We start from the raw sequence: 11,767 nt of genomic DNA, 5'->3' as shown, positions 1-11,767 counted from the left end.
GACCGGCTCACAAACTTTCCAAGCGAAGCGGCTCCAGCAAAAGAAATGGATTCCCGTACAGATCGACAAAAATGGCTTCACGCCCGTACATCCGATCGGCGGGCTCGCTGATGAACCGCACTCCTCGCGCACTACAATTGTTTGAGGTACTCGATGACCGCGACCATCTCCGGAGGGAGCGGCGCTTCAAACTCCAGACGCTCTCCCGTGCGCGGGTGGTCGAAGCCGAGCGTCTGGGCATGCAGGGCCTGTCCATCCAGCTCCAGCGTGTTTTTCGGTCCGTACTTGGGATCGCCCGCCAGCGGATAGCCGATATACTTCATATGGACGCGAATCTGATGCGTGCGCCCGGTCTCCAGCTTCAACTCTACCAGCGTGTACTCCTTGAAGCGTTCGAGCACGATAAAGTGGGTCACTGCCGGTTTGCTGTTCTCAAAAACGACCGCCATCTGCTGCCGGTTCTTCGGGTCGCGTCCGATCGGAGCGTCGATGGTTCCCATCTCATGCGGAATTACGCCGTGGACGATCGCCACGTATTTGCGATTCACCGTATGCGCCTTGAGCTGGCTTGCCAGACTGAGGTGGGCCTTGTCGTTTTTGGCCACCATCAACAGGCCGGAGGTATCCTTGTCGATGCGGTGCACAATCCCCGGGCGCAGTACGCCATTGATGCCCGACAAGTCTTTGCAGTGGGCCAGAAGCCCGTTTACCAGCGTGCCGGTGTAATGGCCCGGTGCCGGATGGACGACCAGTCCGCGCGGTTTGTTGACGACGACCACATCGCTGTCTTCGTAGACGATATCCAGCGGCATCGGTTCGGCTGCGATCGCCAGCTCCTTCGGGGGCGGCACGCGCAGCGTCACTTCATCGTCGGCGGCCAGCTTGTAGTTGCTCTTGACCGGTTCGCCATTTACGAGGACGCGCTCCTCCTTGATCCAGGCCTGTACCTGCGAACGAGACCAGTCCTCGTTTTGTTCCGTGATAAATTTATCGATTCGTTCTTTGGCATCGGACGGCTCCGCCACCCAGTCATATCGTTCAAATACATCCAATTCGCTCATCTTTCTCTCCTCTGGTGTCATTTCCCTAGTATCCGCAAAAATCGATTGATCCATCAGCCGTTTTTCCGTCTTCCTTCCAGCAGGGTATCCAGCAACAGCAGGCCGACACCCACGGTAATCGCTACATCGGCTACGTTAAAGATCGGAAAATTGATGAGGGTCACATCGACAAAATCAACCACCTGGCCCGTGCTGATCCGGTCGATAAAATTGCCGATCGCTCCGCCCAAGACCAGGGAGAGGGCCAGAGAGACGCGCGGTTGGGACTTCCCGATGCGAATCAATGAGATCATAATTCCGATGACGACCGCAATCGTAATCACGATAAACAGCCATCGCTGATTTTGCAGAATACCGAAAGCTGCCCCCATGTTGCGGTGAGATGTCAAATGAAGCACGTCCTGAAACAGGGGGATCGACTCTCCCAGTTCCATGTGCTTGACCACCAGCGACTTGGTCCACTGGTCCAGGGCAATGATGGCTGCAGCGATAAGATAGTACATAAATGGAAGTCCTCCTTCGTTCGACTACAGAGAGCTGCTAATCGCTTTGCATTAAAATGTTATTTTACCACAGGCAAAAATGGCCAACAATGCCGGCAGCGGCAAACCTCATCTGCGCAGCCATTTGGTCAGCTTTTTGTAATAGCGGTATCCCTTGCGAATTCCCTCCAGCGCCCACAGCGGCACCTTCCAGCCGCGGTCTTTGACGAAGGGCAGGTAGATGCGGTAATACGCTTTGCGCAAATCCCGCCATTTGCTGTCCGGCTTGTTTTTATAGTAATCGGACACGTCTATCAGGTAGCCGCGGCCGCGGTCCATCAACACGTTTTTGCCGTGAACGTCATGCGGAAACAACCCTTTGGCCCGGGCTTCTTCGAGAGCTTCTTCGACATCCTCGATCACCTGGGGCGGGATCGGAATCCCGTAGCGAAAGCAATCGAACAAAGAAATCCCCTGTATGCGCTTGAGCACGAGGTACCCCGGCTCCGCCTGATAGCACACCGGAAAAGAGCGCGTTTCTCCGAGCTTGCGGTATACCTCCACCTCTTGCTCCCAGCCCGGGCGTCCCGGCGCGTACAGCTTGACGACCACCTCAGGGTAGTCCGGATGCGAGAAAACCGCAGCATAATTCCCTACGCCGACGACCTCCCACGGATAGGGTGTGGAGAGCACGACAACCGGGTCGTCCGGGGAACGGCTTTCCACCTTCACATTTTTCAAAAAGGGGGCAAGTACGTCCTGATGAATCTTCATGTCTTCACTTCTTTCATGTGTAGCGCAGGGCTGCTTGCTATTTACTACGATTCTAGCAAGCGAAAAATACATAGGCAACCGCCGCCGGACGGACTTTTCCCCTCCGTCACGGAAAAAACCCCTTCCATGAAAGCATGGAAAGGGACATGGAAAATTTTTTTATGAAAACCAGTCGCCAACTGCTTCGGCGATGACCGGCAGCGCTTCGGCACTGGCGGCCTCGCAATAGATCCGGAGCAGAGGCTCAGTCCCGGACGGTCTGATCAAGACCCAATGGCCTCCCCGCAGCAATAGCTTCATCCCGTCCACCCGGTTGATCTCCTCCACCACATACGGGCCTACCTTCGCGGGGGGTGCCTGCAACAGCTGCTCTTGCCGCCGCCGCTCGAGAACCGGGATATCCAGACGCGTGCTGTGCAATTCGCCGTACTCGTCATACACATCGCGCAGGATCTGGTCGATGCCTTTCTTTTCCCAAGCGCACATCTCCGCCAGCAGCAGATTGATCAGGATGCCGTCCTTTTCCGGGATATGGCCCAAAATACTGGCTCCCCCGCTCTCTTCCCCGCCGATCAGCACATCCCCCCTCAGCATCTCCGCGCCGATGTGCTTGAAGCCGACGGGGGTTTCGACCAGCTCCAGATCATAGCGCTGGGCCAGCCGATCCAGCAAATGGGTAGTCGCCACCGTGCGCACGATCCGGCCGCGAAGACCCCTGTTTTTGATCAGATGGCGGGCCAAAAGGACCAGCGCGGCATTGGCGGAAAGGTACTGGCCGAACCGGTCCACCACGCCAAAGCGGTCGGCATCCCCGTCATTGGCCAGCCCCAGCGCGGCCTTTTGCTTGACCACTTCCTGCTTGAGCAGGGTGAGGTGCTGTTCCTGCGGCTCCGGCAGACTGCCGCCGAAAAACGGGTCTGCCGTATCGCGAATCCCCCGCACCTCCACTCCCGCCTCCGCCAGCATGCAGCTGAGGTATCCCCGTCCTGAACCGTGCATGGGATCGACGACGACGCGAAGATGAGCCTGCCGGATGACGTCCATCTGAATCATCCGGCGGAGATGGGCTTCGTAATGCGGTTTCAGGACGATCGTCTGCAGAAGCTTGCGGCTTGCGGCTTCTTCAGCCGAGATCGTCAGCACTTCTCCTCCCTGCATAATACGCTGGATCTCCGCCTCGATCGCCTGGGTAATCGCCGGCGACGCGGGTCCTGCGTAATCGGGAATATACTTGATCCCGTTGTACTCCGGCGGGTTGTGACTGGCCGTAATCATGACCGCACCGCTTGCAGCGAAGTGCTTTACGCCAAATGCAGCGACAGGCGTGGGCACCGCTTCATGGGCCAGGTAGGTCCGTATGCCGTTTGCCGCAAGCACGCCAGCGACTTCCTGGGCGAAGCGCCTGCCTAGAAACCGGGTGTCATGACCGATGATAATTCCTTGCTCTTTTTGACCGATCCTGATGGTGTAAGCAGCAATGGCTTGGGCTACGACTCGCACATTCTCCATCGTGAACTGGTCCGCCACGATGGCCCTCCAGCCGTCGGTCCCGAAGCGTATTGCATTCACATCATACCACCTCAGCTCTCTGGGTCCTTTTTCATCGTTTTCATTGCTCCCAGCCCGCAATGAAGACGCTGTTTTTTACTGCTGCCTTACATCTTACGCATCCTATCCGGCTTCGATAACCATGGACAATCGGCCGTTATTTTTTCCGCCAGCGAGATTTGTTTCCGGCCCAACTCATTTAACAGAGACAGGAGCAGGGAAAGCGCATCCTGTTGGAAGGGGAGGGCTGTGAGGCCGCTTGGCTGCTCCCCCATTGCCTGCAAGGAGGCGAGACTCTCCTGCGGAATCCGCTCGCCGGTATGGGTGAACAGCTCCAGCGCCTCGCCATTTTTCGGCAGACGCACAGCCATATCAGCCTGCTGCGCTTGCACGCCCTCCGCAATGGTCCCCATGACCGTCTCGATTCCCAATGCCGCACAGATCTGCTTCAGAAAATCACCCAACAAACGGGACTTTGACTCGATGAGCAGTCTCGTCTGCATACCGCCGATCGCCTCTCGATCCACAGCTTGCAGGAGCGACTCGGCATACGCGTCCAGCATGCTGTGCTCCACCTGGAGCTGGCCCAGCCTGCGCAGCGAGCGGACGTACGTCTCCTGGGTGTACGCGGCGGCGATTCTCCGCTCCAGCTCGGCTGAAATGGGCAGTCCGTCATGCCCGACGAATTGTATCTTCACCTGCTTTTCGCCAGGCTTTTCTTGCAAATGGAGATGGACCCCCCCGGCGCACTCGAGCTTTTTCACCCCATAGCGAAGAAGCGGCGCAAAACCGACGCCGAGATCCACGGTATCGATGCCAGCGGAACAGAGGCTGGTCATGACCCCGTGTTTCAAGAGCTGCGCAAATGGATGCTCGCACGCGGACAGCGCGATCCGGCTCCCTGCGGGAAGCTGGCATGCGTAAGCAGCGGCCAGACGGGTGACGAATTCCGGCGTGATCTCTACATTGGCCACACCCGTGATGCCCTCTTGGCCAAACCATTTCCTCACACGGGTATTACCGTGGATCAGTGAAGTATGTACGTCCGCTCCTTCCGCTACTTCTTTATACGGCCACACCACTACACCCGGCTTGATGGCGGCGGTGCGCCCCACACGGCAGCCATCGCCGATGACCGCGCTCTCTCCCAGTACGGCACAGTCGCCGATGCTGGCATTTTTTCCGAGGATGCTGCCGCTGACCTCTGCATGCATCCCGATGAAGGCATTTTCCCCCACGATCGTCTGCGTGAGCCAAGCTCCCTCGGAAACAAGCGCCTGCCTCCCCAGGACAGAATAGGCACCGATTGAGGCACCCGACTGCAAATGGGCACCGGCGCCGATCAGGAGGGGGCCTTCCAGCTTGACAGCCGCGTCCATCCGCAACTCTCCCTCTACATAGATGCCGGGAACCAGTTCGCGGGCGCGGATCTCCGCGGCTACCGCGCCATCCAGCATGTCAAACTGGGCCTGCCGGTATTCCTCCAACGAGTGCAAGCCCGACCAGTAGCCTTCGCAGGCGTATCCGGACAGCCTCACCCCGCTGCGAAAGAGGGCAAAAGCCAGCTCCCCGGGGGTCGAGAATGTTTCCGCATGCATCAGCGGGGAAATAGCAGCCGGCTCCAGATACAATATCCCGGTGGCAGCAGCACATCTCTCTTGGTCGAGGCGGCGGATGCTCCTGCCCATCCGCGTAATGTCTCCCCCGGTGCTGATCCCCGCTTGAATCTCGTCGTCCCATACGCCTGCCTCCGTCACGATCAGGGTAGCCACAGCCCGCTTGGCCCGGTGATGAGCAAGCGCCTCGGTCAAATCACAATCCGTCAAGGCCGCTCCATCGATGACCAGCACCGTCTCCTGGAGGCTTTCTCCCGCCTCGGCGAGCAGGCCCTTCAATCCGTCGCCGGACGTCGCCTCTTCCCAGTAATGGAGCGTAACCCCGTGCCTGGAGCCATCGCCAAACCAATCGCGAATCTGGTCGGGAAAATAGCGCAGGCAGATCGTAATATCCGTGATCCCATGCCGTTTCAAGAGCTCGATCGTATACTCCAGGCAAGGGCGATTCAGCAGCGGCACCATCGCTTTCGGAGTAAATACAGTCAACGGACGAAGCTCGACTCCCTTCCCGTCCGCCAAGACCCATGCTTTCATCCAAGGTACCTCCTTGTATTTTGCGATCGTCTAAAAACCGGGAAAGAAGCATACGTTCACTCTATGCCGCGCATCAGGCCAATAGAACGGGATGTTCCTTATATGGCAGAGAATATCTGCACGTGCTCGCCCGCTTGGATGATGCCTCTGCCCCCTCGCCGCTCCTGCCCGTATCCGGCAGCCAAAACGTATCCGAGCGCAAAATCGGGCAAAATTTCCGATCGTGGAACAAGCCAAAGTCGACCAGGTACATCCGTCCGGCAGGCAGATTGCGGAGGGTGCAATCGCGCTCATCGCCCGTCACCGGCACATCCAGGTACGGCGCAGGTATTCTCCCCTCCCGGAAAAACTCAACAGCGTCAAAGACGCGTAAACCTTTCGCGATTTCTCGCGTGCCGGGTGGCAAATATGCCGCGATCATGCGCAGTCGCGCTTCGCTGATCTCCCAGGCAATATGAACGGAATTACATCCTTTTACCATCGTCTGGATATTTCCGATCCCTGTAAAAAACGGGCTCTTTTTTCTTGTGCTGCTATAACGGTGATCCCGAAGAATGGCTGGCAATTGCATCGACTATCGCTCCTTTGTCTTCTCATTCGCTTTCCGAATCAACCACCATAGCCATCATAGCGGATAAAACGATCAAAGGCTGTCGAAAGCTGCTACCCTGTTGCTTCTTGTTTTGTCGAGTGTTGCCTTACTTTTTTCGCCTGGGCCGGATGCAAAAGATAACCCGCAGGCGAACACCTGCTCGTGTCACGCTTGCAAATCAGATACGGAAAAACTCTTCGGTTTTGGGGCTTCGAAGCCTGATCGATTCTCGCTCCAGCCCTCGTCTCCCGATCCTCAGTCCATTAAAGAGACGGACGTCCATGATCGGATGTTGTACGGGCATGGCCGCTTCCTCGCGTGGCCGCCTTTTGAAAATCCTTTCCATTGTTTTCGACAGGCGCTTGGCCATAACCGGCTTCAACAAATAATCCAGCGCACTCCGTTCAAAAGCGTCCACCGCGTATTCGTCAAACCCGGTGACAAAGACCACCTGGATGCCATCGCTCAGCTCCATCAGCAGGCTGGACAGTTTCATGCCGTCCACTTCCGGCATCGACACGTCCAAAAAAGCGATATCTATCGGGTGTTCCTTTGCATATTCATAGGCTTCCCAGGGATTAAAAAACGTACGGCTGACTTCAATCTCTTCATATTCGGCCAGCAATTTTGACAACCGCTTTACGGATAATTCTTCATCATCGACAATAATGGCTCGCTGCATCGTTACCCTCCCATCTGCTTGAACGGCTGTGCGGGTATGTCAAAGCTGATTTTCGTGCCGATCCCTTCTTTGCTGTCCATGTGGAGGGCCTTGCCGTAGAGAAGCTTGATGCGCTGGCTGATATTCCACAATCCTACCCCTTTCTTTTCTCCGCCCTTTTCCATTAGCTGCCTCAGTCTCTTCTCACTGATCCCGCATCCGTCATCTTCCACGACAAAGTGGACCAGATTGTCTGCTTTCATCGTCACTGCGATTTTGACGGTTCCTCCCCGCACATTTGACATCAATCCATGGCGAATCGCATTTTCCACCAAGGGCTGCAGGATCAGCGGCGGAATTCGGACATTTAGATGGGCATCGACCTCGAAATCTACCTGCAATCGATCGCCAAAACGCGCCTTTTCAATATTGAGATAAGCGTCAACCAACTCCCGTTCATTTCTGAGCGAGGTCAGCGAATCCAGTTGCTTGAAGTCAAAGCTGCTTCTCAAATACTGGGACAGCTGCAGCGTCAATTCTTCTGCTTTCAGCGGCTCGTCCATGCACAGGGCCGCTATGGAATTGAGCGCGTTGAAAAGGAAATGGGGCTTGATCTGCGACCGCAAAAAGGCAATTTCCGCGTTTTTGGCATGGCGCACGGAGGCCTTTAAACGAGTCAGACTCCTCACGCGAGCCAGCAGCTCCTCGGATTCAAACGGTTTGCCGACAAAATCATTGGCCCCGTTTTCCATCGAGAGGATGATATCATTTCCCCTGTTTTTCGCCGTCAGCATCAGTACCGGGAGCTCAAAGGGAGAAAAACGCTCTCTCACCTTCTTCAGCACCTCATAGCCGGACATATCCGGCATCATGATGTCCAGCACCACGAGAAAAAACTCCCTTTGGGCTAACACGTCCAGGGCCAGTTGCCCGCGATTGACTACGACGGTCGAATACCCCTCCAGCTTCAACAAGTTGATCATGGACTGCAGGTTGGCATAATCATCGTCCACGACGAGAACACACGTAGATGCGGATGGGTAAAAACACGACCATCAATAAGTAACAGCCCAATACCAAGGTGAGGATCTGCGCGAATTTTTGAGAAAAAAGAAGACCGTCAGAATAATCAAACACAGTAAAGAACAGATGTCTTTTACTTTGTACAGCACCTCAAAAGATGCCCCAAGGATGTACATATACAGGGACGTTCGCCGATCAAGCCGTTGTAGACGGCGATGATGGCGCATACAGCCGCAAAGATGAGCAAGGTGAAGTCTTTCCTTTGGTAGTACGCCGCTGTCAGAAAACAGATAATAAAAATGAGCGAAAGCGCTGAGAGAATGGCAAATGTACTGAATTCCTGCGTCATGGTTTTTTGCTGGAAATCCATCATGGCGGCTTGCCCGCCAAAGTACGGGGATACGGGAATGCCTGCATTGATGTAATCGTAATTGGCAACCTGCACAATGATTTCGACGTCTCCCTGTTCCGCCGAAAAAAAGCCGATCTGCGGAAGATTCCCCGCTCGGTAGTTCGCTGCGGCTTCAGCGGGAGTCCCATCCGCAAAGAGCTTTTGCCCGTTTGCATAGACCGTGCTGGAAAAACGGATATTCGTCTTTTTTATCGCGTAAACGCCGTCCGCGGGCAGATTTTTCAGCACCATCCGGTAGGTAGCGTAGTCATAGGCGGAGAGCGGCTGGTTATCGATGACTTTCCCGTTCCATGTAGACGGAACCGCCATATAGGCCGGGGCGGGTAGTCTCGATTGGTCCTGAGCCGTTCTCCGGAAATCTTCGGGTGTCAATAATCGGTTCCAATAAAATTCCCATGTGCCGTCCAGTTTGATCCTCGTGTGCTGCTCTTCTTCCCATCCTGCCAGATCCATCACGCCTTGATGCACCCTCAGGTTATTCGGGTAGGTATCCCAATCCAGGAGAGATAGCGGAATGAAAGAAAAAGAAGTCAAAAGAATGAATACGATGAGTAAGGTCCTTTTTAACAAGGTGTCGGCTCCCTTGCCCTGGCTGAGTCGGAATCAAAGGCATGAGGCTGAATGAAATGGCATCAGGCTGCAGCAGATCGCATGAAGCTTCACTGAAAGAAATATGCAGTAAGCTCATTATAACGTTCATGTTTCAAGTTACATAGTAGGGAGTTTTGAGTGATATTTCGTTTTCTATTCCGAGTAGGAAGGGTACCGTGTAAACATCACCGGAGATATCCTTGCCAACGGGGTTCATCGCCCATCCTACCAAAGAAAATTAGCGTGTTCGGCCAATACCAACTCGGGCCAAAATGGGAAGGGGAGATCAATGATGCTTACCGCCTTAGCCTCGCTTATTGGAAAGGTGAGAAGAGCAAAAAGAGCCACCATACAAAATGACTGTCTCTTTCAAGATTCTGTTGTTTTACGTGTTCCATTTCACGCCGTCGTATGCGATGAAGATGAGCTTTCGTATGGCGGACTGTTAAGGGTGTTTTAATCCACGGTCCTGTGCTAGGAGCGACCGGAACCAAATGTGCGGGAGTTAATATCTCCGGGTTTCAATCCACGCTCCTGTGCAAGGAGCGACCTACGATTCTCATATGGTTAAATTGCCAATTGTGGGGAGTTTCAATCCACGCTCCTGTGCAAGGAGCGACAGCATATCTTAAAAACATTGATACGAAAGGCTTTTTACAACCATTTCCGCGAACCGTCTTATGAGGAAACCAAGACTTCTATCATGGATCATCTTACCCCAAACGAAAATCATACCTGGCGCGGTTCGCGAACCTCCCAGGATTTTCGTGTACGCTTGAGGTTCGCGCTTTTATTCTACACTTCTGAATACTCAGTCCAAAAATAGAATCCCTTCAGGGTCATACCCAGCTTTAGCTCCTACGTGTTCGACTCGGTTTTTCCAATTCGCACCCAGTCTGTAATATCGTAAGCTATCGGTTCTTGTGTCAATCACATTGGCTAACTGTACCTGAAGTTGTTTAAACTGGAGTGGGTCAACAAGACATTCAAACACAGAATTCTGCACTCGCTGCCCGTAATCCTGACAGCATTTGGCTACCTTCCGTAAACGTCTTCTTCCTTCAGGAGTCGATGTGTTCACATCATACGTTACCAATACCATCATGAACTGCTCTTTCCCCTCACTTCCATAGGAATGGTGGATATTCTTCCAAATCTCCGCGAATATGTCGTGCAAGAAGAAGTGCCTGGCTATAAGGTAGGAGACCCAACGGAATATTCTCGTCTAGAAAGGGATGACGAATTTCTTCACGTTTTCGCTTTTGCCAGGCTGTTATTAATTCTTTCTTCAGTTCTGCCTTGAGGAGAATCGCTCCATTTTCTTTCCGCACAAAATCATCCGGGTGAACCTGTCGACGATTTATTAGCGTCAGCACCAACCTGTCAGCTAAATAACTTCGAAATTCCTCCATCATATCTAGGGCAAGACTTGGTCTTCCCGGGCGATCACGGTGGAGGAAGCCTACCGCCGGGTCAAGCCCGACTGTCTCAAGGGCAGACTGAACCTCTGTTCGCAACAGGCTGTAAGCAAAAGAAAGCATGGCATTCACCCGATCCAAAGGTGGACGTCGATTGCGGCCTCTTAAATAAAACGCTTCTTTTTACACAAGTTTTAATCCACACACTCCATACAGAGTGCGACAACTTCAACTTGCTGATATGATGCTGTGACAAGCATTTCAATCCACGCACTCCATACAGAGTGCGACCAAGCCAAGAAAGTACCCATGATGATGACAGCAATTTCAATCCACGCACTCCATACAGAGTGCGACCTATTGGTTCCGGGAAATCCTACCACGCTTTGGAATTTCAATCCACGCACTCCATACAGAGTGCGACTCCAAAAAGGCCACGAGCCACCGGGCCGCCAACTATTTCAATCCACGCACTCCATACAGAGTGCGACAATCGACCGAGATATTCTCAAGCGGATTTTACGCAAATTTCAATCCACGCACTCCATACAGAGTGCGACCAGCCAAAGCCAAACAAGCACGTAGCCCCGCCATACAATTTCAATCCACGCACTCCATACAGAGTGCGACCTATTGGTTCCGGGAAATCCTACCACGCTTTGGAATTTCAATCCACGCACTCCATACAGAGTGCGACTACTTTCCGCCTGATCAGTCTACGTCTGCGTTGCAATTTCAATCCACGCACTCCATACAGAGTGCGACTTTGAGGCGGCGGACAAGCTGGTGGCGGAGGGGCAATTTCAATCCACGCACTCCATACAGAGTGCGACTTGGTAACTGTCATCCAGACAGAGTAGGGAAGGAATTTCAATCCACGCACTCCATACAGAGTGCGACGCGCGTAACTTTTCCAGTGCCGTCTCCATTGGCAATTTCAATCCACGCACTCCATACAGAGTGCGACGCGGCCCATGATGTAGGGTACGAACGTGCAACGATATTTCAATCCACGCACTCCATACAGAGTGCGACGACAAACGGCAAAGCCGTGA

At 53.9% G+C, this 11,767-nt stretch carries 10 protein-coding genes, 1 pseudogene and 1 CRISPR repeat array (1 of these 12 only partly in view); all 11 genes and pseudogenes read right to left on the bottom strand.

The annotated features are described in order from the left end of the window. Window positions 1-131: 131 nt before the first annotated feature. Window positions 132-1,061, bottom strand: coding sequence for an RluA family pseudouridine synthase (locus JD108_RS08830; RefSeq protein WP_198829464.1), 930 nt, complete (start codon window positions 1,059-1,061; stop codon window positions 132-134). Between the two features lie 53 nt (window positions 1,062-1,114). After that, the gene (gene lspA, locus JD108_RS08825; RefSeq protein ID WP_198829463.1) at window positions 1,115-1,564 is read right to left on the bottom strand and encodes a signal peptidase II; all 450 of its coding nucleotides are present in this window, start codon (window positions 1,562-1,564) and stop codon (window positions 1,115-1,117) included. 108 nt (window positions 1,565-1,672) lie between these two features. After that, the gene (locus JD108_RS08820) at window positions 1,673-2,317 is read right to left on the bottom strand and encodes a serine/threonine protein kinase (RefSeq protein WP_198829462.1); all 645 of its coding nucleotides are present in this window, start codon (window positions 2,315-2,317) and stop codon (window positions 1,673-1,675) included. A 159-nt stretch (window positions 2,318-2,476) separates the two neighbouring features. After that, a complete protein-coding gene (locus JD108_RS08815) occupies window positions 2,477-3,886 on the bottom strand; it encodes a phosphoglucomutase/phosphomannomutase family protein (RefSeq protein WP_198829461.1) in 1,410 nt (469 codons plus the stop codon). Between the two features lie 86 nt (window positions 3,887-3,972). Continuing rightward, complete coding sequence (locus tag JD108_RS08810; RefSeq protein ID WP_198829460.1) at window positions 3,973-6,015, bottom strand: sugar phosphate nucleotidyltransferase; 2,043 nt, start codon at window positions 6,013-6,015, stop codon at window positions 3,973-3,975. Between the two features lie 73 nt (window positions 6,016-6,088). Then, window positions 6,089-6,586, bottom strand: coding sequence for a DUF4912 domain-containing protein (locus JD108_RS08805; RefSeq protein WP_198829459.1), 498 nt, complete (start codon window positions 6,584-6,586; stop codon window positions 6,089-6,091). 199 nt (window positions 6,587-6,785) lie between these two features. Continuing rightward, window positions 6,786-7,289 (bottom strand): LytR/AlgR family response regulator transcription factor, encoded by a 504-nt coding sequence (locus JD108_RS08800; protein ID WP_198829458.1) that lies wholly within the window; start codon window positions 7,287-7,289, stop codon window positions 6,786-6,788. Window positions 7,290-7,291: 2 nt separating this feature from the next. Further along, the gene (locus JD108_RS08795) at window positions 7,292-8,281 is read right to left on the bottom strand and encodes a histidine kinase (protein WP_198829457.1); all 990 of its coding nucleotides are present in this window, start codon (window positions 8,279-8,281) and stop codon (window positions 7,292-7,294) included. 143 nt (window positions 8,282-8,424) lie between these two features. Further along, complete coding sequence (locus JD108_RS08790) at window positions 8,425-9,159, bottom strand: hypothetical protein (RefSeq protein ID WP_198829456.1); 735 nt, start codon at window positions 9,157-9,159, stop codon at window positions 8,425-8,427. Between the two features lie 946 nt (window positions 9,160-10,105). Continuing rightward, on the bottom strand, window positions 10,106-10,396 hold the full coding sequence (cas2, locus tag JD108_RS08785; protein WP_407649428.1) for a CRISPR-associated endonuclease Cas2: 291 nt from the start codon (window positions 10,394-10,396) through the stop codon (window positions 10,106-10,108). A 19-nt stretch (window positions 10,397-10,415) separates the two neighbouring features. Further along, window positions 10,416-10,895: pseudogene (gene cas1, locus JD108_RS08780) on the bottom strand (CRISPR-associated endonuclease Cas1); the annotation flags it as partial. A gap of 8 nt (window positions 10,896-10,903) precedes the next feature. Next, window positions 10,904-11,767: direct repeats of the CRISPR family, unit length 33 nt; it runs 2,482 nt beyond the window's last position.

This window comes from Brevibacillus composti (assembly GCF_016406105.1).
Taxonomy (GTDB): Bacteria; Bacillota; Bacilli; order Brevibacillales; family Brevibacillaceae; genus Brevibacillus; species Brevibacillus composti.
This window is presented reverse-complemented; position numbering and strand designations above follow the sequence as displayed.

Bases quoted from the DNA above. Each gene is read 5' to 3' on its own strand.
- JD108_RS08810 (WP_198829460.1), bottom strand. From the start codon at position 6,015: ATGAAAGCATGGGTCTTGGCGGACGGGAAGGGAGTCGAGCTTCGTCCG.
- JD108_RS08800 (WP_198829458.1), bottom strand. From the start codon at position 7,289: ATGCAGCGAGCCATTATTGTCGATGATGAAGAATTATCCGTAAAGCGG.
- JD108_RS08830 (WP_198829464.1), bottom strand. From the start codon at position 1,061: ATGAGCGAATTGGATGTATTTGAACGATATGACTGGGTGGCGGAGCCG.
- JD108_RS08805 (WP_198829459.1), bottom strand. From the start codon at position 6,586: ATGCAATTGCCAGCCATTCTTCGGGATCACCGTTATAGCAGCACAAGA.
- JD108_RS08820 (WP_198829462.1), bottom strand. From the start codon at position 2,317: ATGAAGATTCATCAGGACGTACTTGCCCCCTTTTTGAAAAATGTGAAG.
- lspA (WP_198829463.1), bottom strand. From the start codon at position 1,564: ATGTACTATCTTATCGCTGCAGCCATCATTGCCCTGGACCAGTGGACC.
- cas2 (WP_407649428.1), bottom strand. From the start codon at position 10,396: ATGGTATTGGTAACGTATGATGTGAACACATCGACTCCTGAAGGAAGA.